We start from the raw sequence: 23,365 nt of genomic DNA on the forward strand, positions 1-23,365 counted from the left end.
CCCCCCCGATGAAAACCCGTGCCGCCGTCGCCTGGGAAGCCGGCAAGCCCCTCACCATCGAAACCATCGAGATCGGCAGCCCCAAGGCCGGCGAGGTGCTGGTCGAGGTCATGGCCACCGGCATCTGCCACACCGACGCCTACACGCTGTCGGGCCTGGATTCGGAGGGCAAGTTTCCGGCGATCCTCGGCCATGAGGGCGCGGGCATCGTGCGCGAGGTCGGCGCCGGCGTGACGACGCTGAAGCCCGGCGATCATGTCATTCCGCTCTACACGCCGGAATGCCGCAGCTGTAAGTCCTGCCTGTCGCGCCGGACCAATCTCTGCACCGCGATCCGCTCCACCCAGGGGCAAGGCCTGATGCCCGATGGGACCAGCCGCTTCTCCTGCGACGGCGGCGAGGTCTTCCACTATATGGGCTGCTCGACCTTCGCGAACTTCACCGTCCTGCCTGAGATCGCGCTTGCCAAGGTCCGCGAGGACGCTCCCTTCGACAAGATCTGCTATATCGGCTGCGGCGTGACCACCGGCATCGGCGCTGTGATCTACACCGCCAAGGTCTGGCCAGGGGCGAACGTCGTGGTCTTCGGCCTCGGCGGCATCGGCCTCAACGTCATCCAGGGCGCCCGCATGGTCGGCGCCGACAAGATCATCGGCGTCGACATCAATCCGGCCAAGCGCGCGATGGCCGAGAAGTTCGGCATGACCGACTTCATCAACCCGGCCGAGATCGGCAACGACAAGGTGGTGCCGGCGATCGTCGACCTCACCGGCGGCGGCGCCGATTTCTCCTTCGACGCCACCGGCAACACCAATGTGATGCGTCAGGCACTGGAGTGCTGCCATCGCGGCTGGGGCGAGTCGATCATCATCGGCGTCGCCGAGGCCGGCAAGGAGATCGCGACGCGTCCCTTCCAGTTGGTCACCGGCCGCGTCTGGAAGGGCACCGCCTTCGGCGGCGCGCGCGGGCGCACCGACGTGCCGAAGATCGTCGACTGGTATATGGAAGGAAAGATCAACATCGACGACCTGATCACCCACAAGCTGAGCCTCGACGAGATCAACCACGGCTTCGACCTGATGCATGAGGGCAAGTCGATCCGCAGCGTCGTGGTGTATTGAGCCGCCGTTTTGCCGCCTCATAGGGCGGGCATCAGGACGCGATGGCCGGGCGCGCCCCGGCCATCCTCTTTGCTGGCATTCTCTGAACTCCGGCTCCCGGGAAAGTGCTCCCCATCCGGAAAATGACGTCTCGCCGCCGCCCACAAGAAAGGACCCCATATGGAACTCCTCTCCTCCTCCAAGGCCTTCGGCGGTTCCCAGCGCGTCTATCGTCATGAAAGCACGGCCTGCGCCTGCCCGATGAGTTTCGCGATCTATCTGCCGCACCAGATCGAGGATGGCCCGGTTCCCGTGCTCTGGTATCTTTCCGGGCTGACCTGCACCCATCAGAATGTCATGGATAAGGGCGAGTACCGCGCCGCAGCCGCCGCAAACGGAATCGCCATCATCTGCCCCGACACCAGCCCGCGCGGCGAAGCCGTGCCGGACGAGCCCGACAATTGGCAATTCGGCTCGGGCGCCGGCTTCTATCTCGACGCCACCCAGGAGCCCTACGCCCGCAACTACCGGATGGAGAGCTATATCCGGGACGAGTTGCCGGCGCTGGTCAGCAAGAATTTTCCGCTCGACATGCGCCGGCAAGGCATCTTCGGCCACTCCATGGGCGGGCACGGGGCGATCACGCTCGCGCTCAAGAACCCCGGGCGCTACGCGTCGATCTCCGCCTTCGCGCCGATCGCCCAGCCCTCCACCGCCGGCTGGTCCCGGCCCGCTTTCGAGAAATATCTCGGCCCCGACGAGACGACCTGGCGCGCCTATGATTCAACCCTGCTGATCGCGGATGGGCATCGTATCCCTGATCTGCTGGTGGACCAGGGCACCGCCGACGGCTTCCTCGATGAGGGCCTGCGCCCGCAACTGCTCGAAATCGCCTGCGCAACGGCCGGAATCCCCCTGCAGCTGACGATGCGGGACGGCTACGACCATTCCTATAATTTCGTCTCGACCTTCATGGCGCAGCACATCGCCTGGCATGCCGAGCGGCTATTCGCGTAGCCGGCGCCCCACGGAATTCATCCAAATGGAGGATGCTGCTTAACGCTATTTGAGGCCAACTATGCCCCGGGGGGCCACAGGTGCGGCCTATCAATGATGGAAATGCAGATCGCTCATCTGAATGAGCGTGGGAATTTTTTTGTCATCGTTCCGGTCGAAAGCTCCTTCGGCGCGCAGTCCCGCGTGGCTCAGGAGGCCGCGATCGACAGAATGCGGCTTGCTGCGATGGCAGCGCATCTCAACGGCACGGTCGTTCCCGTCTGGCAGCATGGCGACCGCCTGGCCTTTCGGGCACCCCAACGCTTTCACAGCTTCTTCAGGAGCCTGTCGCTGCCGATCATCCGCAGCAAGCTGAACGCGACTCTGCCCTGCCAATGACAGGGTGGCGGCCTGCCCGCCATTGTGCCCGCCTCAAGCTCCGGCCAATTCCGCGAGCGACAAGATTTCGTTAATAATCCGGGCATTCTTCAGGCAAAAGTAAGGTTAGCAGTTAGGGTTAAGGGTCATTTAAGAAATATCTGCCAGGTTCTTCCCGTTGGTAACTCGCGCGGGCTGCGTTCTTGCGCCGCGCAAACGCGAAGGACACTGCCATGGGCAGCCTGAAAACTCTCGCGCTGGCGGGCGCCCTGACCCTCGGTGCCTCCCTCGCGGCGCAAGCGGCCGATCTGGCCTACGCGCCTCCGCCTCCCCCGCCCGAGCCCCTGGGCCTCAAGGGCACGATCTCCAGCGGCATCTACCTGCGCGGCGACGTCGGCGTCGGCGTACAGACCGTCGGCAAGTATTTTCAGGAAGATGTTGCCCAGTTCGGCGGCAGGTTCTTCGGCAAGACCGACAACTCGGCCTTCTTCGCCGGCCTCGGCATCGGTTATCGCTTCAACAACTGGCTCCGCTTCGACGTCACCGGCGAATATCGCGGCTCTTCGTCGATCGGGGTGAACGACATCGTCTTCAACCCCTTCATCAACGACAATCAGACCAACACCTACAAGGGCAACCTGTCCTCGCTGGTCACGCTCTTCAACGGCTATATCGACCTCGGCACCTGGAACTGCCTGACGCCGTATATCGGCGCCGGCATCGGCTTCACGCAGAACCGCATCAGCGGCCTGACCGACCAGGGCTCGGTCGCCGGCTTCCCGACGCTGGGCTATGCGAACAACGGCACCAAGACCAACGTCGCCTGGGCGCTCATGGCCGGCCTCGGTTACGAGGTGAACAAGAACCTCACGCTCGAACTCGGCTATCGCTACCTCAACCTGGGCGACGGCCAGTCGGGCCGCATCCAGAACGCCTTCCTCCCCGAGAGCTATGGCCCGCTCAAGGCCAAGGATATCGACAGCCACGACTTCCGCATCGGCATGCGCTGGAACTTCGGCGACCCGAACTGCTGCGGCACGCCGGAGCCGGTCGCCTACGCACCGCCGGTCGTGCGCAAGTACTGAGCCGGCCTCGACAGCCAGCAAACGAAACGGCGCGGATCATCTCCGCGCCGTTTTGCTTTTGTCGGTCGGCGCGCTTCAGCGCAGCAGCGACTGCCCGGTCATCTCCTCCGGCTGCGCCATCCCCATCAATGCCAGCAATGTCGGCGAGATGTCCGCCAGGCGCCCATCCGCCAGCGCCTTGGCCTGCCCGCCGATCAGCACCAGCGGCACGACATTGGTCGTGTGCGCCGTATGGGGCTTTCCGGTCTGCGGATCGACCATCAGCTCGGCATTGCCGTGATCGGCGGTGACGAGCAGCGCGCCGCCCTGACGCTGCACCGCCTCGGCGATGGCGCCCAAACCCGCATCGACCGTCTCAACCGCTTTGATCGCCGCCGCCAGCACGCCGGTATGGCCGACCATGTCGGGATTGGCGAAATTGAGCACGACAAGATCGTAGCGACCGGAGTTGATCGCCTCGACCGCCCTGGCGGTCAGCTCCGGCGCCGACATCTCCGGCTGCAGATCATAGGTCGCGACCTTGGGCGACGGCACCATCGCCCGCTCCTCGCCGGCATAAGGGGTCTCCTCGCCGCCGTTGAAGAAATAGGTGACGTGCGGATACTTCTCCGTCTCCGCCATGCGGATCTGCGTCCGACCGGCCTTGGCGACCGTCTCGCCCAGCCCGTTGGCGAGCGTCTGCGGCGGGAAGAGCGCCGGCATGATCTTGTCGAGCTCGGCGCTGTAGGAGGTCATGCTGACCGCCTTGACGAGCTGCGGCCGGCGCGGGCGCTCGAAGCCGGTGAAATCAAGCTCCAGCACCGCATTCAGGATCTCGCGGATGCGGTCCGAGCGGAAGTTGAAGCTGAGCAGCCCGTCGCCATCCTTCATTCCGGCATAGCCGCCGATCACCGCCGGGAGGATGAATTCGTCGTTGACCTTGCCGGCATAGGCAGCCGCGATCGCGGCATCGGCCGTGGCGAAGGCTTCGCCCTCCCCCAGCACCATCGCACGCCAGGCCCTCTCGACCCGCTCCCAGCGATTGTCGCGGTCCATCGCGTAGTAGCGGCCGCAGACGCTGGCGATGGTCGCGCCGGGCGGCAGTGCGGCGGCAAAGGCTTTCACGTACTCAGCCGCCGATTGCGGCGGCGTATCGCGCCCGTCGGTGAAGATGTGGACCTGCACCGGGATACCCTGCTTCGCCAGGATATGGGCGAGCGCCACCGCATGGTCCTGATGGGCATGGACGCCGCCGGGCGAGACCAGGCCGAGCAGATGGCAGGCCCCGCCGCTCGCCTTCAGCGCCGCAATGAGGCCCGAATCCGCGAGCGCCGCCTCGATCGAGCCATCCGCGATCGCCTGGTTGATCCGCGGCAGGTCCTGCATCACCACCCTGCCGGCACCGAGATTGAGGTGGCCGACCTCGGAATTGCCCATCTGGCCTTCGGGCAGCCCGACGTCGAGCCCGGAGGTACGCAAGAAAGCGTGCGGGCAACTCGCCCAGAAACGATCGAAATTCGGCGTCTTCGCCAGCCGGATCGCATTGTTCTCGCTCTGCTCGCGCCAGCCCCAGCCGTCGAGGATCATCAGCATCACGGGGCGAGGCGGCATCGGCTTTGACCTGTCGGCATCTGTGAAAGGTGCTTGTGCGGATATCACGCACCCGCTCGTCTATGCGAGTGCTAAGAAAGCGGCGGAACCGCGGCGAAGCCCCAATGGGAGGCCCCGATGACGATCAAGGCGCTGGTTTTCGATGCCTATGGCACGCTGTTCGACGTGCAATCCGTCGCGGCCGTCACGGACAGGGCGTTTCCCGGACATGGCACGACGATCACCCAGATCTGGCGGCTGAAGCAGCTCGAATACACCTGGCTGCGCGCCCTGATGGACCGCTACGAGGATTTCTGGACCGTCACGCGCGACTCGCTCGACTTCACCTTGCGTACGCTCGGCCTTTCGGCGCCGCCTGATCTCGTCTGGCAGATCGCCGAGGCCTATGACGCGCTCGCCCTCTATCCGGAGGCGCGGGCGGCGCTGGAAGGGCTCGCCCCGTACCGCCTCGCCATCTTCTCGAATGGCAGCCCGGCGATGCTGAAGCGGCTCGTTGCCCATGCCGGCCTCGGCGAATTGCTGGAGACCGTGATCAGCGTCGACGAGATCGGCATCTACAAGCCCGACCCGCGGGGCTACGCCTATGTCGAGAAGCGGCTCGGGCTGACGCGGGACGAAATCCTCTTCGTCTCCTCCAACGGCTTCGACATCGCCGGTGCCAAATCGCACGGCTTCCACGTCGCCCGCATCGAGCGCGTCTCGACAGACAGGCTGCGCTGCGAGCTGGAAATGGCCGCGACGATCGACCCGGCCTTGATGTTCAAGGCGCTCAGGATGCAGCCGGAGCAGCTCGGCTTCCAGGCCGACGCGACCATTGCCGCGCTCACCGATCTCGTCTCCTATGTCGCCGCATTGAGACAGGCCTGAGCGCCGCCGAGGAGCCCCATGATCAAGCTCTACTACCACCCGTCCCCGAACCCGGCGAAGATCGCGCTCTTCCTCGAAGAGGCTGGCCTGCCCTACGAGATGGTGCCGGTCGACACGCGCAAGGGCGATCAGTTCAAGCCGGAATTCCTGGCGATCAATCCCAACGCCAAGACCCCGGCCCTCACCGATGGCGACGTCACCGTCTTCGATTCCAACGCCATCCTGCTCTACCTCGCCGAGAAGACCGGGCAGTTCCTGCCCGAGAATACGCCGAAGGCACGCGGCGAGATGCTGTCCTGGCTGATGTTCGTCGCCACCGGCATCGGCCCCTATTGCGGCCAGGCCGTGCATTTCAGCCGCTTCGCCCCGGAGAAAATCCCCTACGCCATCAACCGCTATTCCCGTGAGGCCGAGCGCCACTGGGGCATCGTCAACGATCTCCTCGCCAAGCGCCGCTACATGCTCGGGGACGTCTACACGCTGGTCGACATGTCCATTTGGGGCTGGGCGACCCGCCTTTCCTTCGCGGTGGGCGAAACCTGGCCCGAGATGTTTCCGCATGTGAAGCGCCATCTCGACGAGATCTCGGCCCGGCCCGCGGCGCAGCGCGCGGTCGCCCTTAAGGATCAGTTCGCCTTCAAGACCGATTTCGACGCGGAAGCGTTCAAGTGCCTGTTCCCGCAGAACGCTCATCTGAAAGCTTGAGCGGCCCGCGCGGCGCGCTCACCGCGAAGCGCCGCACGCCTGTGCATCATGGCAGCCACCGCAGCAAAAGCGCTGGCGGCGACGGGCGTTTCACGCCAGTGTCGCCGCGGCTCTGCCTCCGGGGAGGCGCGGAGCAAGTACAGTCTCCGAGAGGACGGATGCCGACCGATATCGAGATCGCGCGCGCCGCGACGCTTCAACCTATCGCCGCTATTGCCGAGCAGGCGGGCATTCCTTCAGAGGCGCTCAATCCCTACGGCAAACATATCGCCAAGATCGACACCCAGGCGATCCCCGATTTCGAAACGCGGCCGGACGGCAAGCTGATCCTGGTCACGGCGATCAGCCCGACACCGGCCGGCGAAGGCAAGACCACGACGACGGTCGGTCTCGGGGACGGCCTGTCCCGCATCGGCAAGCGCGCGCTGATCGCACTCCGCGAGCCCTCTCTCGGCCCCTGCTTCGGCGTCAAGGGCGGCGCGGCCGGAGGCGGCTATGCCCAGGTCGTACCGATGGAGCAGATCAATCTGCATTTCACCGGCGACTTCCACGCCATCACCAGCGCCCATAATTTGCTCGCGGCCATGGTCGACAACCATGTCTACTGGGGCAACGGGCTGGAATTCGACACCCGGCACATCGCCTGGCGACGCGTGCTCGACATGAACGACCGGGCGCTGCGCTCAACAGTCTCCTCGCTCGGCGGCCCCGGCAACGGCTTTCCGCGCGAGGATGGCTTCGACATCACCGTCGCCTCCGAAGTGATGGCGATCTTCTGCCTGGCGCGCGACGCGATCGATCTCGACGAGCGTCTTGGCCGCATCGTCGTGGGCCGCACGCGCGACAAGCGCCTGATCACCGCAGCCGACCTCAAGGCGACGGGCGCGATGAGCGTCCTGCTCAAGGATGCGCTGATGCCGAATCTGGTGCAGACGCTGGAAGGCACGCCCGCCTTCGTCCATGGCGGCCCCTTCGCCAATATTGCCCATGGCTGCAATTCGGTGATCGCGACACGCGCCGCGCTCAAACTCGCCGACTACGTCGTCACCGAGGCCGGCTTCGGCGCCGATCTCGGCGCCGAGAAGTTCTTCGACATCAAATGCCGCAAGGCCGGGCTCAAGCCCGCTGCGGCTGTCGTCGTCGCCACAGTGCGCGCCCTCAAGATGCATGGCGGCGTCGCCAAGGACGAGCTCGGCCAGGAGAACCTCAAGGCGCTGGAAGCCGGCATGGCCAACCTCGCTCGCCATGTCGAGAACATCCGCAAATTCGGCGTGCCGCCGATCGTCGCGATCAATCACTTCGCCACCGACACGGCGGCCGAGCACGATCTAATCCGCCACTACTGCCGCAACCACCTGGGCGCCGAGGCGATCATCTGCCGGCACTGGGCCGAGGGAGGCGCCGGCGCCGAGGAGCTCGCCCGCAAGGTCGCCGCGCTCACCGACGAGGACGACGCCGATTTCGCCCCGCTCTACCCCGACGAGATGCCGCTGCGGGAGAAGCTGGAGACGATCGCCCGCGAGATCTACGGGGCTGCAGGCGTCGGCGTCGACGGCAGGCTGCGTGACCGCCTGGCCGAGCTGGAGGCGGCCGGCTTCGGCAACCTGCCGATCTGCGTCGCCAAGACCCAGTATTCCTTCTCGGCCGACCCGGCGCTGCGTGGCGCCCCCTCCGGCCATATCGTGCCACTGCGCGAGCTCAGGCTTTCGGCCGGCGCGGGCTTCGTCGTCGCGATCTGCGGAGACATCATGACGATGCCCGGCCTGCCGCGTCATCCGGCGGCCGAGCGTATCCATATCGACGCGCTGGGGCGGATCGAAGGGTTGTTCTGACGGCTCTTCCCATGGCTGCCGTCACGCCTTCGTCATGTGGCTCGTCGAAGCGGCGCGCCTCGGCATCGACAGCGGGGCGGCAAAGATGAGCATGAAGATCACGGGCGGCCAAGCGCTCCTAGACGAACTCCTCACGACGGACGTCTCACTCGACGGAGGTCGGATCACCTCTCTGGGTGGGGGCTCGCAAACGGCGGGCCTCGTAATCCACGCCCAAGGCTGTCTTGTCCTGCCGGGGATCGTCGACTGCCATGGCGATGCCTTCGAGCGCCACATCATGCCGCGCCCGGGCGTTGCCTTCGACATCGACCTGGCGCTGCGTGACGCCGACCGGGCTCTCCTGGCGAGCGGCATCACCACCGCCTTCCACGGCGTTACCTGGTCCTGGGAACCGGGCCTGCGCGGTGCGGAGAACGCGCGCCGGCTGGTCGAACGCATCGCCGCGCTCAAGCCGGAATTGGGCGCCGATACCCGCTTCCACATGCGCCACGAGACCTTCAACCTTGATGCCGAGGACGAGATCGCCGCATGGCTCGCCGAGGGGCGCATCGGCGTCCTCGCCTTCAACGACCACACCGAGGGCACGCTGAAATCCCGCCACCGGCCGGACAAGGTCGGCAAGATGGTCGAGCGCACGGGCCTGAGCCACGGCGAATTCATGGAGCTCGTCGATCGCGTCTATGCCCGCAAGGGCGAGGTCGCGGGCTCGATCATCAGGCTGGCCGAGGCGGCGCGCAAGGCCGGCGTGCCGATCATGTCCCATGACGACATGAGCCCTGAGATGCGGCGGGAACATCGCGCGCTCGGCATCGCCGTCGCCGAATTCCCGATCAATGAAGCGACGGCGCGCGAGGCGGCCGGAGCTGGAGAGGCGATCGTCTTCGGCGCGCCCAACGTGGTGCGCGGCGGCTCGCATACGGGTTGCCCGGCCGCCGAGGAGATGGTGCGCCAGGGGCTCTGCACCATCCTGGCCTCCGACTATTATTACCCGGCGCTGCCGCTCGCGCCCTTCCTTCTGGCCGAGCGTCGCGCGGCCTTCCTCCCCGCTGCCTGGAAGCTTGTCTCGGATAACCCGGCGACGGCGTTGGGATTGACCGACCGCGGCCGGATCGCGCCGGGCCTGAGGGCCGACCTCGTCATCGTCAGACCGGAGCCCACACCGCGTGTGGTGGCGACCATCGCCAACGGCCGGCTCGTCCACCTCGCCGACCCGAGCTTGCTCACCGGCTGAGGCGTTCAGGCGAAGTCGAGCTGCACCTTGATCGCCTTCGACTTGTCCGCGGCGAGATCGAAGGCCTCGACCGCTCGGTCGACCGGGATCGTGGCCGTCAGCAGCGGCGAGAGATCGATGTTCCCGGAGCCGATCATCGCCACCGCCCAGTCGAACTCCTCATGGAAACGGAAAGAACCGCGCAGGTCGAATTCCTTGGCGACGAGGACATTCATCGGCAGCGTGAACTGGCCGCCGACGCCGATCTGCACGATGACGCCGCCCGGCCTGATCACGTCGAAGGCGCCGGTCAGCGCATGCTGATTGCCGGAGGCTTCGAACATCACGTCGAACGCGCCCTTCTCGGCCCCGTATTCCGCCTTCAGCCGATCAGGCTCGGCCGCGACATTGACGGTTGCGCTCGCGCCCATCTTCCGCGCAATCGGCAGCGGTCCGTCGACCACGTCCGTCGCGACGATCTCGGCGGCGCCCGCCGCTTTCGCTGCGACGATGGTGAGCGCGCCGATCGGCCCCGCTCCCGTCACCAGCACGCGCTTGCCGAGCAACGGCCCCGCACGCTTGGCGGCATGCAGGCAGACCGAGAGCGGCTCGGCGAAGGCCGCCTCGGCAGCGGTGACATGCGGCGCGACCTTCACCGCCTGCCGCTCCTCGACGACGAGCACGTCGCGGAAGCCGCCCTGCACATGCGGGAAGCGCATCGCCGAGCCGTAGAAAAGCATGTCGGTGCAGTGCTGCTGCAGTCCCATCTGACAGTAGCGGCAATGGCCACAGGCCCGGCTCGGATTGACCGCGACGCGATCGTCCGGCTGCACCCGCGAGACCTCGCCGCCGACAGCCTCGACCCGGCCGGCGATCTCATGGCCGAGGATCATCGGCTCCCGCACGCGGATCGTGCCGAAGCCCCCATGGAGATAATAGTGGAGGTCAGAGCCGCAGATGCCGCCGGCCTCGATCCTCACGCGGACGTCGCGCGGTCTCAATTCAGGCGCCGTGGTCGGCTCGACGCGCAGATCCTTCTCGGCATGAATAACGACGGCCCGCATGGTGGCTCTCCCTGATCCGACTGGCCTGCTTTTCTCAGCCCTCATCCTGAGGAACCGCGAAGCGGCGTCTCGAAGGCTGATCCAGCGCCCTCGGGAGCCTCCTTCGAGACGCAAGGCTTGCGCCTTGCCCCTCATGATGAGGGCCGAGAAAGCCAATCCATCATTGTCTAATCGATTGAAACCTGCTTACCCAAAGATGCAGGCTTTGCGCAAACCGAATTTGCTCACACCAGAACGCTGCGAGGATACGCCATGTCGCTGTCGCTGTTCAGTCTCGAAGGCAAGATCGCGCTGGTCACCGGCTCCGGCCAGGGCATCGGCCTGGCGCTCGCAGAGGGCCTGTCGGAGGCCGGCGCCCATGTCGTGCTGAACGGCCGCGACAGGGCCAAGCTCGAACGGGCCCAGCAGGCGCTCACTGCGGCCGGGCGCAAGGCCTCCATCGCCCCCTTCGACGTCACCGACCACAAGGCCGTCGAGGCGGGCATTGCCGCGATCGAGGCCGAGATCGGGCCGATCGACATCCTGATCAACAATGCCGGCATGCAGAAGCGCGCGCCGATCACCGAATTCCCGGTCGAGGGCTGGCACGAGGTGATGAACACCAACCTGCATTCCGTGTTCTACGTCACCCAGGCGGTGGCGAAGCGGATGGTGCCGCGCAAGCGCGGCAAGATCATCAATATCGGCTCGGTGATGAGCGAGCTCGGCCGCGCCACCATCATTCCCTACACGGCATCGAAGGGCGCGGTGAAGATGATGACGCGGGGGCTCGCCGCCGAGCTCGGCAAGCACAATATCCAGGCCAACGCCATCGGCCCCGGCTATTTCGCCACCGAGATCAATGCCGCGCTGATTGCGGACGAAGCCTTCTCGAACTGGGTTTCCACCCGCACACCGGCCGGGCGCTGGGGCGAGACGAAGGAACTCGTCGGCGCCGCCATCTTCCTGTCCGCGGCGGCATCCGACTACGTCAACGGTCACCTGCTGATGGTCGACGGTGGCCTGACCGCGGTGGTGTGAGGACGCCTCAGCCGGCCTTCTCGGGCAGCGTCAGCTGACCCGAGAAGCGCGGAACGAGACGGCAGGAGGAGACAGCACAAAAGCCTCCTCCGGCTGGAGATGCTCGGGTCGAACCCGAGCATGACGCCTGGGCTCAGGCCGCGGCCTTCGTCACCGCATCGACCACATCGTCCACGGCGCGCTCGACCAGATCGCGGTCGTCGCCCTCCGCCATGACGCGGATCACCGGTTCGGTTCCCGACGGGCGGATCACCAGGCGCCCGCTGTCGCCCAGCAACTGCTTCGCCGCCTCGATCGCGCTGATGACGGGCTGCTCCTCCAGCGGCTTGCCGGCCTTGTAGCGCACATTCTTGAGAATCTGCGGCAGCGGCTCGAAGCAGTGGCAGACCTCAGAGACCGGCTTGTCCATCCGCTGGACCACCGCGAGCAGTTGCAGCGCTGCGACGAGGCCGTCGCCGGTCGTGCCGAAATCCGAAAGGATGATATGGCCGGACTGCTCGCCCCCAAGGTTGAAGCCGTGGTTGCGCATGTGCTCCAGCACATAGCGGTCTCCGACCGCCGTGCGCGCCAATGAGAGGCCCAGCCCCGCCAGATAACGCTCCAGCCCGAGATTGGACATCACGGTTGCGACGATACCTGGGGCCGAGAGACGGCCGTCTTCCATCCAGCTGCGCGCGATCACCGCCATGAGCTGGTCGCCATCGACGATATGGCCGTGTTCGTCGACGATGAGCACGCGGTCGGCGTCGCCGTCCAGCGCAATGCCGACATCGGCGCGCATCTCCTTGACCTTCTCGATCAGCGTCGAGGGATGGGTCGAGCCGATCTCGCGGTTGATGTTGAAGCCGTCGGGCTCGACGCCGATGGTGATGACCTCGGCGCCCAGCTCCCAGAGCGCTTGCGGCGCGACCTTATAGGCGGCGCCATTGGCGCAATCGAGCACGATGCGCAGGCCTTCAAGGCTCAGATTGCGCGGCAGCGTCCGCTTGGCGAACTCGACATAGCGTGCATCGGCACTGTCGATACGCTTGGCCCGGCCGAGCGCCGGCGAAGTCGCCAGGCGCGGGCCGAGATCGGCGTCGATCAGCGCCTCGATCTCCCGCTCGACCTCGTCGTTGAGCTTGTAGCCATCGGGCCCGAACAGCTTGATGCCGTTATCCTCATAGGCGTTGTGCGAGGCCGAGATCATCACGCCGAGATCCGCGCGCATCGAGCGCGTCAGCATGGCGACGGCCGGCGTCGGCATCGGGCCGAGCAGCAACACGTCCATGCCGACCGCGGTGAAACCGGCGACCATGGCATACTCGATCATATAGCCGGAGAGGCGGGTATCCTTGCCGATCACGACCCGATGGCGATATTCACCGCGGCGGAAGGCGAGCCCAGTCGCCTGGCCGACCTTCATGGCAAGATCGGGCGTGATGACGCCGTTCGCCCGCCCGCGAATGCCGTCGGTTCCAAAATATTTGCGCGTCATTGCGTTCCGCTTCCGAGGGGCTGCAACGCCCGATTGTGCGTGTTCTATAGCCAAAAAAGCTTTCCGCCTTCTCACAAATTATGACGGAACGTGACATCGTGGCCGGTCAAACAGAAAGGGCGGCCGCTGAGGCCGCCCTTTCCTTCAACGCTGCTGGATGCATCAGACCTGCGGCTGCGGCTCCATGCCCGCATCCGGCTCGCCGCGCTTGCGGCCCTTGCCGGCGCTCGGCACGGCCGAACCGCGCGGAGCGTGCGGGGTGTCGTCGAGATCGCGCGAGGGGCGCTTGCCGGCGATGAGGTCGCGAATTTCCTCGCCCGTCAGCGTCTCGAATTCGAGCAGCGCCTCGGCCACCGAAACGAACTCGTCATGATGCTCGGTCAGGATCTTCTTGGCGTCCTGATAGCCATTGTCGACGAGGCGCTTCACCTCGGCGTCGATCTTCTGGGCGGTGGCCTCGGAGACCGACTGGCTGCGGCCCATCGACATGCCCAGGAAGACCTCTTCCTGATTGTCGCCATAGGCGACCATGCCAAGCTCGTCCGAATAGCCCATCTGCGTGACCATGGCCTTGGCCATCTTGGTCGCCTGCTGGATGTCGCCGGTCGCGCCCGAGGTGACGTTCTCGCGGCCGAAGGTCATCTCCTCCGCCACGCGCCCACCCATGGCGACCGCGAGCTGCGAGGTGAACTCCTTGAACTTCATCGAATAGCGGTCGCCCTCCGGCAGGAACTTCACCATGCCGAGCGCGCGACCGCGCGGAATGATCGTCGCCTTGTGGACGGGAATTCCGGCCGGGACATAGAGACCGACGATCGCATGGCCAGCCTCGTGATAGGCGGTCAGCTTCTTCTCTTCCTCGGACATCGCCATGGATTTGCGCTCGGCGCCCATCATGACCTTGTCCTTGGCGTCCTCGAACTCGGCATGGGTGACCATGCGCTTGCCGCGACGGGCCGCGAGCAACGCCGCCTCGTTGACGAGGTTCATCAGGTCGGCGCCCGAGAAGCCGGGCGTGCCGCGGGCGAGGATCTTGAGATCGACGTCAGGGGCCATCGGCACCTTGCGGACATGAACCTTGAGGATCTTCTCGCGGCCGGCAACATCCGGGTTCGGCACGACGATCTGGCGGTCGAAGCGGCCCGGGCGCAGCAGCGCCGGGTCGAGCACGTCCGGACGGTTGGTCGCGGCGATGATGATCACGCCCTCGTTCGGCTCGAAGCCGTCCATCTCGACGAGGAGCTGGTTCAGCGTCTGCTCGCGCTCGTCATTGCCGCCGCCGAGGCCGGCGCCGCGATGACGGCCGACCGCGTCGATTTCGTCGATGAAGATGATGCAGGGCGCATTCTTCTTGGCCTGCTCGAACATGTCGCGGACGCGGCTCGCGCCGACGCCGACGAACATCTCGACGAAATCAGAGCCCGAGATGGTGAAGAACGGCACATTGGCCTCACCCGCGACGGCGCGCGCCGTGAGGGTCTTGCCGGTGCCGGGAGGGCCGACGAGCAGCACGCCGCGCGGGATGCGCCCGCCCAGCCGCTGGAACTTCTGCGGATCACGCAGGAACTCGACGATCTCCTGCAGGTCTTCCTTGGCCTCGTCGATGCCCGCGACGTCCTCGAAGGTGACGCGGCCATGCGCCTCGGTCAGCAGCTTGGCCTTCGACTTGCCGAAGCCCATCGCCCGGCCGGCGCCGTTCTGCATCTGGCGGGACATGAAGATCCACAGGCCGATGAAGATGACGAAGGGCAGCGAATTGACCAGCAGCGCCATGAACCACGGCGTGCCCTCGGACGGCGCACGGGCCGACACCTGCACACCCTTCTGCGCCATGGTCTTCAGGAGGTTGGGGTCGCCATAGGGCGCATAGGTCACGAAATTGCGGCCATCGGAGAAGCTGCCGGAAATCTCCTGTCCAGCGACCACGACATTGGCGACACGCCCGGCTTCAGCCTCGTTGATGAGCTGGCTGTAGGGGATTTCGTTGGTGCTCGCGCGCTGGCTTGGGCTCTGGAACAGAGTCACCAGCGCCAGGACGAGAAGGAAAATCACCACCCAGAGGGCGAAATTACGAAAATTCGGATTCATCACCAGTCCGATCGGGCCTGCCGGACCAACCGGATAAGGCCAAGGGTTTACTGGACTAATCTAGGAGCGGCGGTCGCCCTTGCCAAGGGAAACAGAAGACGTAGGGGCACTAAGATGTCGCAGGGTGAACGCCGCGTCGCCGCGGCGGCTCCCGTTCGAGGAGCAGAACGCCGTCGGAGCCGATCCTTATCATGCAGCCGGACAATGTCCGTCTCATGGCAGAACCTGTCTTCGTCGCGGCACGCAGCGCCTGCACGCAATCCTCCAGCCGTCCCAGCCGACGGTAGCGGTCGCCGGTGGTCACGACGGCATCGAGCGCCCGCCCGACCACGCGCAGAACGATCTCGTCCGGCTCAGCCATCAGCGCCGAAAAATCGAGCCGCAGCCGGTCCTCGCCCGCCTCTCGCGGCAAACCGACCGCCGCAAACACGGCCTGCGCGCGTTGGCTCGCCGCAGCGTCCAGCCGCGCCATCCTTTCCGCCATCCGCCCGAAGCGCTCGGCGGTCAGCCCCTCCTCAGCGAGAACCGGCATGATCTCGCGCCAGCGAACACGCTCGAAGCGTTGGTCGGCATTGCTCGGATCGCTGACGAAAGGAAGGCCCCGCGCCCGGGCGGTCGCAATGAGCCGCGCCTTCGGAAGGCCGAGAAGCGGGCGGATGAGCACGACACCGTCCTTCACGGTTCGGGCCCGCATCCCGACGAGACCGGACGGGCCGGAGCCATGGGCGAGCCGCATCAGCATCGTCTCGGCCTGATCGTCGAGCGTGTGGGCGGTCACGAGAGCGGCGCCGCCGAGCCGCTTCGCCTCTCCCGCCAGCAGCGCGTAACGGGCGTGCCGGGCCGCAGCCTGGATACCCCTTGCGGGCTTCTCTCCCTCCCAGCGCAGGTTCGCATGCGCGACGCCGAGGCGCGCGCAGAGCGCGGCGACGGCGACAGCCTCCGCCGCGGCCTCCGGCCTCAAGCCATGGTCGACGGTCGCGGCATGGAGCAAGGGCCGGCCCGGAGCGCGCGCCCACTCGGCCAGCAGCCCCAGCAACGCGACCGAATCCGGGCCGCCTGAAACCGCGACGAGCAGCGCGCGCTCCTGCGTCAACCCCAGAAAGAGTTCGCCGGCCTCGACAGGCGAGACCGGCGACGCATACGTTTCATTCTGCGGCAGCGCGCTCAAGCGCAGCCGGAGCGACGGCGCTCGCGCGCCACGCCCTGGCGAACCGCATTGGAGGCCGACGGATAATCGACGCCGACCTTGGCATAGGTCGCGCAGGCCTGGTCCTTGGCGCCGAGCCCGTTCAGCGCCATGCCGAGCTTGAGCAGGCTGTCCGGCGCCTTGGTCGCCTTCGGCGATTCCCGCGAGATCTTCAGGAACTGTTCGGCCGCCTCGCGATAGCGCTGCCGCTGCAGATAGCTCTCGCCGAGCCAATAGGTGGCGTCGATCGCCAGCCGGTCGCGCGGATAGCTCTGCAGGAACTGGCGAAAGCCCATCTCGGCCTGCTCGTATTCCCGGCGCTGAAGCGAGGCGAAGGCGAGGTCGTAGGCCTCCTTGGCGCTCTGCGGACCGCTGGCGGCCGCGACGCTCGCCCCCCGCGGCATGGCCTGCGACAGGCCGCCCTGTGGAACGGGGCGTCCGACGCCCTGCAGGTCGAGCGGCCGGCCCGTGGCCGGTCCGCCACCATCCTCATCCTCGATGATGCCGGCGATCCCGCCGCCGAGCTGCTGCGGCGCACCGGCCGCGCCCTGCTGCATCGTCGGATCGAAGGCGTCGCCACGGCGCTGACGCTGCGGCGCCGCAGGGGCGCCACCACTCGGCGCTGCCGCACCTGGACGCCCGCCGCCCTTCTCGTTCAGGCGGAAATCGACATCTTCCTGGAACTTGCGCACCTGTTCGCTGAGGCGGCGGTTCTCGAACTGGAGCTGCTCGATCTGGCCGGACATCTGGCGCAGCTGGTTCTCCAGCCGCGTCGTGCGCACCAGCAGGTCAGCGGCATCCTGCGCCGAGCCGGGCACGGCCCCGCCGAAAAGCGCAGCGGCACAAGCGAGCGCACCCAGCCCCGAACGGGAAAGATGACGGGCAAGGATCGAAGGAAGCATCGATGAAACCGGTTTTCCGAACATGTCGCGCTTTCCTATATCACTTGCTCACCACGGCCAAAATATGAACATTTTCATGGCGCCCCCGCACATTTGGGCGCGGGCCGGAAAATCGCCTCTGGCGCTTTGCCGGCGGCTTGCTTACATTGACGAGGCGGGGCTGCCTGGTGCGTGAGAGACAGCATTCCCCGGGCCCATACGACTCCCTAGGGAGCTGTCCCTGTCCGGATCCTTGGAACCGGACACACGGCGCCCACCTACTTCTGTAGGTGTCCCGGGATTCAAAACTCCACGGCCGAGGTGGCTCCGCAGCCTGCCCATGACGACGACGCGTCCCGATACGCCTTTCATCCCCCCGGTCTCCCCTTCCCCACGCAAGGCCGCGCTTCGCGACGCCGCACTGACCCGCCGCGACGCGCTGGATCTCGACAGCCGGCTCGACTGGGATCAGGACATCGCCGCCCGCGTCCTCGCTCTGCCCGTCTGGGACAGCCCGGGCCCGGTCTCCGCCTATTGGCCGATGCGCTCGGAGGCCGATCCGCGCCCGATCCTCGAAGCGCTGGATGGACGCGGTTTGCCGCTCTGCCTGCCGGCAATCGTCGAGAAGCGCATGATTTTCCGCCGTTGGGCGCCCTATGAGCCGATCGTGCCCGGCGGCTTCGGCACGCTCGTGCCGGCTCCCGCCGAGCCCGAGACCAAGCCCGCCATCCTGATCGTGCCGCTCGCAGCCTTCGACCGGCGCGGCCACCGCATCGGCTACGGCAAGGGCTATTACGACCGGGCTCTGACCGAGCTCGGGCCGACCGTCAGCATCGGCATCGGCTACGCCGCACAGGAGATCGAGGCCATGCCGGACGAGCCGCATGACCGACGCCTCGACTGGATCGTGACCGAGCGCGACACCATCCGCTGCGGTTGATTCCGGCAGGCTTTCGGGTCACGGAAGAGGACAGAACTGCCATTCCACAGCCCTCATCCTGAGGAGCCGCGGAACGCGGCGTCTGGAAGGACGTTTCAGTGGGCTCCCGCACCTCCTGGAACATCCTTCGGGACTCGCCTTCGCCGCTCCTCAGGATGTGGGCTTGTATGGCCAACCGCCTTTACGCGTCCGGAGTCCACATGCGTTTTCTCTTCCTCGGTGACATCGTCGGCCGCCCCGGCCGGATCGCGGTTCAGGAGCGTTTGCCGGCACTGCGCGAGGCCTGGAAGCTCGACTGCGTCGTCATCAACGGCGAGAACTCCGCCGGCGGCTTCGGCATCACCGAGGCGATCTGCGACGAGATCCTCGCCGCCGGCGCTGATGTCATCACCCTCGGAAACCATTCCTGGGACCAGCGCGAGGCGCTTGTCTTCATCACCAGGCAAGATCGGCTGATCCGCCCGGCGAACTACCCGCCCGGCACGCCCGGCCGCGGCGCCACCGTGATCGAGGCGCGCAACGGGGCCCGCGTCCTCGTCGTCAACGTCATGGGCCGGCTCTTCATGGACCCACTCGACGACCCCTTCGCCGCAGTCGAGCGCGAGCTGGCCGCCTGCCCGCTCGGCGAGGTCGCCGATGCGGTTATCGTCGATGTTCATGCCGAGGCGACGAGCGAAAAACAGGCGATGGCCTATTTCCTCGATGGCCGCGCCAGCCTCGTCGTCGGCACCCACACTCACGCACCGACCTCCGATACGCGCATCCTCCCGGCAGGCACGGCCTATCAGTCCGATGCCGGGATGTGCGGCGATTATGATTCAGTGCTCGGCATGCAGAAGGACGAGCCGGTGCGCCGCTTCCTGCAGAAGGTGCCGGGCGCGCGGCTGGAGCCGGCCACCGGCGAAGGCACGCTGTCTGGCGTCGCAGTCGATATCGATGATGCGACCGGTCTCGCAAAGGCGGTCTGGGCCGTGCGGGTCGGCCCGCATCTCAGCGAGGCCCTGCCCGGCTGGGCGCAGGGCTGACCCACAAGAGTCTGCGCGTCTCAGACTGCGCGGTGCTGGCGAACCAGATCATCGAAGGCGTGGTTCAGGCTCTCGGCTTGGCGGGACAGGGTGCCCGCCACGTCGAGCACGTCATGCACCGCCTTGCCGGCCTGCTGTGCGCGGTCGTTCAGGTGCACGATGGTTTCGGCGTTGGCCTGCGTGCCCATCGCCGCCTGATCGGCGCTGCGGGCGATTTCCTGCGTGGCGGCACGCTGCTCGTCGATGCTGGCCGCGACCGCGCCGGCGATGCCATTCACCTGGCTGACGAAGGCGACGATGCTCTCAATCGCCGTCACCGCCTCGCGCGTCGCCGCCTGCATGGCCGGGACCTGGGCCGCGATTTCGTCCGTGGCCTTGGCGGTGCGTGATGACAGCTGCTTCACCTCCGTGGCCACCACCGCGAAGCCCCGCCCGGTCTCGCCGGCCCGTGCGGCCTCGATCGTGGCATTGAGCGCAAGCAGATTGGTCTGGCTGGCGATCGTCTGGATCATCTCCACGACCGAGCCGATCGTCTCCGCCGAAAGAGCGAGACTCTTGACGATGGCATCAGTCTTCTGCGCCGCGACATGGGCCTCATGCGCCATGGTCGAGGCCCGCACCACCTCCGCCGCGACATGGTCGAGAGAGATCGACAGCTCGTTCGTCGCGGTCGCGACATTGCTGACATTGTCCGAAGCGCTGCCCGCCGCCCCCGCGGCCCGTTTGGCCTGCGCGCTGGTCTCGCCGACCACGTCCTCGACCGAGGCCGCGAGCCGCTCCACCTTGCCGGCGCTCGCATTCACCGCGCCGACAACCTCTCTCACCGTGACCTCGAACGCCTCGATCTGCTGGCGCGTGCGGTCGCGGTTCTCCTGCTGGACGACGGCATAGGTCTCGAGCAGCAGCTCCAGGTCGAGCTGGGTCGCCTTGGAGAGCGCCGTGCGCGTCGCGATCCGCCGGTCGAGCTCGCGTCTCTGCCAGAAGCTCGACAGCCCCATCATGCTCTGCCGGTCGAGCCCGAGCTCGACGATGATCGCGTTCGAGACGATCGCGTGGCAGATCACCACCGCATAGATCGGCACGCCATGGTCGTGAAAGGCAGTCGCCAGCTTCCGCGCCGACTCGATGTAACCCTCCCGAAGATCGCCGGAAGCGAGCCTGATCCAGTGCGCCAGCCGCCGCTCGTGGACGTCCGGCCGGCGCAGAGCCTGCGCAATTTCCGGCCAGGGCGCGAATTGCTCGTGCAGTTCCTCAAGCAGTTGCGGCAGCCGGTTGCGCGCGAAGCCCGACAGCGAAGCGAGAAGCTCGATATCCTCGTTGAAGATCCGGAAGGCGCGAAAGCGGTGTTCCTGCGCGGCGATGGAGTTGGATGTCACTGGTTCACGAGCTTGAAAGATGACGGCGTGGCGCACCGGCATGTTGCTCGGCCATGGCAAAGAATGGCTTAACGGCCGCTTCGCCGTCGATCTCGCCAACGAGAGCCCACTGGCGCTTGCCTGTCCCGGAAATCGGCGCCTATAAGGCCGTTCCGATCGCCCCGGCGCGCCGCGGGCGGTGTTTCCATGGTTCCATCATCTCAAAGGGCAGCGAGTCCCCATGGCCGGCCATTCACAGTTCAAGAACATCATGCACCGCAAGGGCAAGCAGGACGCGGTGCGCTCCAAGCTGTTCTCGAAGCTGGCCCGCGAAATCACCGTCGCCGCCAAGATGGGCATGCCCGATATCAACATGAACCCGCGGCTGCGCATGGCGGTTCTCGCCGCCCGCGCCGAGAACATGCCGAAAGACAATATCCAGCGCGCCATCAACAAGGCCGCCGGCGGCGAAGGCGATAACTACGACGAAGTTCGCTACGAAGGCTACGGCCCGGGCGGCGCCGCCGTCATCGTCGAGGCGCTGACCGACAATCGCAACCGCACCGCCTCCGCCGTCCGCTCCTACTTCACCAAGGCCGGCGGCGCGCTCGGTGAGAGCAACTCGGTCTCCTTCATGTTCAACCGCGTCGGCGAGGTCAGCTATCCACCGGAGGCCGGCGACGCCGACAAGGTCATGGAAGCTGCGATCGAAGCCGGCGCCGACGATGTCGCCTCGGACGAGAGCGGCCATGTCATCACCTGCGCCTTCGACGCGCTGAACGAAGTTTCCAAGGCGCTTGAAGCTTCGCTTGGCGCCCCCGCCTCGGCCAAGCCGGCCTGGCGGCCGACCACGACCGCCCCGCTCGACGAGGAAAAAGCGGCATCGATGATGCGGTTGATGGAAGCGCTCGACAATGACGACGACGTCCAGAACGTCTTCGCCAATTTCGAGATCGCCGACGACATCATGGCCAAGCTCAGCGCCTGATATCAGCCTGCGTCATTCTCGGGCTTGACCCGAGAATGACGCGCCGGAAAAACGCCCGCACCTCCTCGTCACGAGATGCTCGGGCCAAGCCCGAGCATGACGGCCTTCATCGCCCGATCAGCGCATCCCAGAGCGGCAGGCTGATCAGCGCGCTCAGGAAGATCACCAGATAGGCGCCGCGCCGGAAGCTCTGCTCCGAGGCGAGGCGGAAGCCATGCGTGCCGGCCCACAGCCCGATGCCGTAGACCGCGAAGAGCGGCACCGCCATCAGTAGCGCGCCGAAGATGAGAATGCCCTTCCACCACAGCACGGCGCCGCTGATCAGCGTGGAAACGCCGAAGAAGGCCTGCATATTGGCCCGCGTCTTGTGCCGGTCGTTGCGCTGGGCGCCAAGCCAGAACACCGCGAGCGGCATGCCGCCGATCGAGGCCATGCCATTGAACAGGCCCGACAGCGCGCCCACCCCGAGCGAGAGCGGGATCGTCGGGCGCCCGTGATAGCGCCAGCCCGAGGCCATCAGCCCGACGGCGGCCAGCACCAGCGCGGCCAGCAGCCAGCGCATGGTTTCGCGGTCGAGCCAGATCAAGAGCCAGATGCCGGCCGGCAGGGCCAGGGTCGCCGTCAGCAGAAGCGGCAGGATCTCGCTCCATTCAGCCCGCCGGGCGCTTCTCGCCGCGATCGGCAGGGCGAAGGGCAGGTCGATGAACCAGATCAGCCCTAGCGCCGCCACCGGCCCGAGCACCATCGAGGCCAGCGGCATGAACACCATCGCGAAGCCGAAGCCGGTGAAGCCGCGCACCAACCCGCCGAGGAGCGTCGCTGCGAGCAGGACGGCGATGCCGTCATAGGTCAGGCCGGGCATGAAGGCGGAGAGGCTGAAAGGCATGGCGTCGCATATGAGTAAGGCTGACCCGGCGAACCATGCCCGCCACGCTCCGGCAAGAACAACTTTCCTTTTTGATGCGATCGATGAGCGGAATTCATCCCCGCTCAAGTTCCGGGCGGGACAAATCCGAAACATCCGTTAGCTTGAGCCCGTCATGGCACCCGCGATTCGCATCATTGGCATCGACCCCGGCCTTCGGAAGACCGGCTGGGGCGTCGTCGTCTCGGAAGGCAGCAAGCTCTCCTTCGTCGCCTGCGGCTGCGTCGAGAGCGACGGCAGCCTCCCGCTCGGCGAACGCCTCCGGCAGCTGCACGAGGGGCTGCACAAGATCATCGCCGCGCATCGCCCGCATGAGGCAGCTGTGGAAGAGACCTTCATCAACCGCGATCCGCAATCGGCGCTGAAGCTCGGCCAAGCCCGCGGCATCGCACTGGTCGTGCCCTCGCTCGCGGGGTTGAGCGTCGCCGAATACGCCGCCAACCTCGTCAAGAAGACGGTGGTCGGTGTCGGCCACGCCGACAAGAAGCAGGTGCAGGCGATGATCCGCGTGCTGTTGCCCAAGGCCGAGACCCGCTCGGCCGACGCGGCTGACGCGCTCGCCGTCGCGATCTGCCATGCCCAGCATCGCGGCATGAAGGCATTGGTCGCGCAGATGCGCGCGGCGGGTTGAGAGTGGCGGCCGGGGGAAAGAC

21 protein-coding genes and 1 other RNA gene are annotated in these 23,365 nt (G+C 66.4%); 14 read left to right on the plus strand and 8 right to left on the minus strand.

The window, feature by feature from the left end:
* Positions 1-8 precede the first annotated feature (8 nt).
* From AC1DE3_RS04625 to AC1DE3_RS04640, 4 genes are all read left to right on the plus strand, one after another.
* Positions 9-1,121 carry an S-(hydroxymethyl)glutathione dehydrogenase/class III alcohol dehydrogenase gene (locus AC1DE3_RS04625; protein ID WP_476852111.1) on the plus strand — a complete coding sequence of 371 codons (1,113 nt, stop codon included), beginning with the start codon at positions 9-11 and terminating at the stop codon, positions 1,119-1,121.
* Between the two features lie 159 nt (positions 1,122-1,280).
* Positions 1,281-2,117: an S-formylglutathione hydrolase gene (gene fghA, locus AC1DE3_RS04630; protein WP_476780366.1), complete on the plus strand. Its 837-nt coding sequence runs from the start codon at positions 1,281-1,283 to the stop codon at positions 2,115-2,117.
* Between the two features lie 96 nt (positions 2,118-2,213).
* Positions 2,214-2,495: a hypothetical protein gene (locus AC1DE3_RS04635; protein WP_476852112.1), complete on the plus strand. Its 282-nt coding sequence runs from the start codon at positions 2,214-2,216 to the stop codon at positions 2,493-2,495.
* 212 nt (positions 2,496-2,707) lie between these two features.
* Complete coding sequence (locus tag AC1DE3_RS04640; protein WP_476780365.1) at positions 2,708-3,559, plus strand: outer membrane protein; 852 nt, start codon at positions 2,708-2,710, stop codon at positions 3,557-3,559.
* A gap of 75 nt (positions 3,560-3,634) precedes the next feature.
* On the opposite strand, the gene gpmI is transcribed toward AC1DE3_RS04640, so the two are convergent.
* A complete protein-coding gene (gene gpmI / locus AC1DE3_RS04645) occupies positions 3,635-5,149 on the minus strand; it encodes a 2,3-bisphosphoglycerate-independent phosphoglycerate mutase (protein ID WP_476780364.1) in 1,515 nt (504 codons plus the stop codon).
* Between the two features lie 117 nt (positions 5,150-5,266).
* Here gpmI and AC1DE3_RS04650 point away from each other — a divergent pair, with 117 nt between their 5' ends.
* The 4 genes from AC1DE3_RS04650 to AC1DE3_RS04665 all read left to right on the plus strand — a co-directional run bounded on the left by AC1DE3_RS04650 (position 5,267) and on the right by AC1DE3_RS04665 (position 9,784).
* A complete protein-coding gene (locus AC1DE3_RS04650) occupies positions 5,267-6,016 on the plus strand; it encodes a haloacid dehalogenase type II (RefSeq protein WP_476780363.1) in 750 nt (249 codons plus the stop codon).
* 18 nt (positions 6,017-6,034) lie between these two features.
* Positions 6,035-6,721 (plus strand): glutathione S-transferase family protein, encoded by a 687-nt coding sequence (locus tag AC1DE3_RS04655; protein WP_476780362.1) that lies wholly within the window; start codon positions 6,035-6,037, stop codon positions 6,719-6,721.
* Positions 6,722-6,879: 158 nt separating this feature from the next.
* Complete coding sequence (locus AC1DE3_RS04660; protein ID WP_476780361.1) at positions 6,880-8,553, plus strand: formate--tetrahydrofolate ligase; 1,674 nt, start codon at positions 6,880-6,882, stop codon at positions 8,551-8,553.
* An 85-nt stretch (positions 8,554-8,638) separates the two neighbouring features.
* Positions 8,639-9,784 (plus strand): alpha-D-ribose 1-methylphosphonate 5-triphosphate diphosphatase, encoded by a 1,146-nt coding sequence (locus tag AC1DE3_RS04665; RefSeq protein ID WP_476780360.1) that lies wholly within the window; start codon positions 8,639-8,641, stop codon positions 9,782-9,784.
* 5 nt (positions 9,785-9,789) lie between these two features.
* Here AC1DE3_RS04665 and AC1DE3_RS04670 read toward each other — a convergent pair whose 3' ends face one another.
* Positions 9,790-10,827, minus strand: coding sequence for an L-idonate 5-dehydrogenase (locus AC1DE3_RS04670; RefSeq protein WP_476852113.1), 1,038 nt, complete (start codon positions 10,825-10,827; stop codon positions 9,790-9,792).
* Positions 10,828-11,079: 252 nt separating this feature from the next.
* Here AC1DE3_RS04670 and AC1DE3_RS04675 point away from each other — a divergent pair, with 252 nt between their 5' ends.
* Complete coding sequence (locus tag AC1DE3_RS04675) at positions 11,080-11,847, plus strand: SDR family NAD(P)-dependent oxidoreductase (RefSeq protein WP_476780358.1); 768 nt, start codon at positions 11,080-11,082, stop codon at positions 11,845-11,847.
* A gap of 133 nt (positions 11,848-11,980) precedes the next feature.
* Here the strand turns inward: AC1DE3_RS04675 and glmM are convergent, their stop codons facing one another.
* The 4 genes from glmM to ybgF form a co-directional block, all read right to left on the minus strand.
* Complete coding sequence (gene glmM, locus AC1DE3_RS04680; RefSeq protein WP_441510177.1) at positions 11,981-13,324, minus strand: phosphoglucosamine mutase; 1,344 nt, start codon at positions 13,322-13,324, stop codon at positions 11,981-11,983.
* 162 nt (positions 13,325-13,486) lie between these two features.
* A complete protein-coding gene (ftsH, locus tag AC1DE3_RS04685; protein ID WP_441510178.1) occupies positions 13,487-15,412 on the minus strand; it encodes an ATP-dependent zinc metalloprotease FtsH in 1,926 nt (641 codons plus the stop codon).
* A gap of 109 nt (positions 15,413-15,521) precedes the next feature.
* Positions 15,522-16,580: a tRNA lysidine(34) synthetase TilS gene (tilS, locus tag AC1DE3_RS04690; RefSeq protein WP_476780357.1), complete on the minus strand. Its 1,059-nt coding sequence runs from the start codon at positions 16,578-16,580 to the stop codon at positions 15,522-15,524.
* Positions 16,577-17,500: a tol-pal system protein YbgF gene (ybgF, locus tag AC1DE3_RS04695; RefSeq protein ID WP_476780356.1), complete on the minus strand. Its 924-nt coding sequence runs from the start codon at positions 17,498-17,500 to the stop codon at positions 16,577-16,579. Before ybgF ends, tilS begins: the two co-directional genes overlap by 4 nt.
* A 154-nt stretch (positions 17,501-17,654) precedes the next feature.
* Between ybgF and ssrS the strand changes: the two genes are divergently transcribed.
* The 3 genes from ssrS (at position 17,655) to AC1DE3_RS04710 (ending at position 19,444) form a co-directional block, all read left to right on the plus strand.
* A non-coding RNA gene (gene ssrS, locus AC1DE3_RS04700) (6S RNA) lies at positions 17,655-17,811 on the plus strand.
* Between the two features lie 8 nt (positions 17,812-17,819).
* Positions 17,820-18,419 carry a 5-formyltetrahydrofolate cyclo-ligase gene (locus AC1DE3_RS04705; RefSeq protein ID WP_476780355.1) on the plus strand — a complete coding sequence of 200 codons (600 nt, stop codon included), beginning with the start codon at positions 17,820-17,822 and terminating at the stop codon, positions 18,417-18,419.
* Positions 18,420-18,619: 200 nt separating this feature from the next.
* Positions 18,620-19,444: a TIGR00282 family metallophosphoesterase gene (locus AC1DE3_RS04710; RefSeq protein ID WP_476780354.1), complete on the plus strand. Its 825-nt coding sequence runs from the start codon at positions 18,620-18,622 to the stop codon at positions 19,442-19,444.
* A gap of 20 nt (positions 19,445-19,464) precedes the next feature.
* Here AC1DE3_RS04710 and AC1DE3_RS04715 read toward each other — a convergent pair whose 3' ends face one another.
* The gene (locus AC1DE3_RS04715) at positions 19,465-20,820 is read right to left on the minus strand and encodes a methyl-accepting chemotaxis protein (RefSeq protein ID WP_476852114.1); all 1,356 of its coding nucleotides are present in this window, start codon (positions 20,818-20,820) and stop codon (positions 19,465-19,467) included.
* A gap of 220 nt (positions 20,821-21,040) precedes the next feature.
* Here AC1DE3_RS04715 and AC1DE3_RS04720 point away from each other — a divergent pair, with 220 nt between their 5' ends.
* Positions 21,041-21,787: a YebC/PmpR family DNA-binding transcriptional regulator gene (locus tag AC1DE3_RS04720; RefSeq protein WP_476852115.1), complete on the plus strand. Its 747-nt coding sequence runs from the start codon at positions 21,041-21,043 to the stop codon at positions 21,785-21,787.
* Between the two features lie 106 nt (positions 21,788-21,893).
* Here the strand turns inward: AC1DE3_RS04720 and AC1DE3_RS04725 are convergent, their stop codons facing one another.
* Complete coding sequence (locus AC1DE3_RS04725) at positions 21,894-22,673, minus strand: sulfite exporter TauE/SafE family protein (protein WP_441510185.1); 780 nt, start codon at positions 22,671-22,673, stop codon at positions 21,894-21,896.
* 154 nt (positions 22,674-22,827) lie between these two features.
* Here AC1DE3_RS04725 and ruvC point away from each other — a divergent pair, with 154 nt between their 5' ends.
* On the plus strand, positions 22,828-23,343 hold the full coding sequence (gene ruvC, locus AC1DE3_RS04730) for a crossover junction endodeoxyribonuclease RuvC (RefSeq protein ID WP_476780352.1): 516 nt from the start codon (positions 22,828-22,830) through the stop codon (positions 23,341-23,343).
* Positions 23,344-23,365 lie beyond the last annotated feature (22 nt).

The organism is Allobosea sp. 10L417 (genome assembly GCF_056395485.1).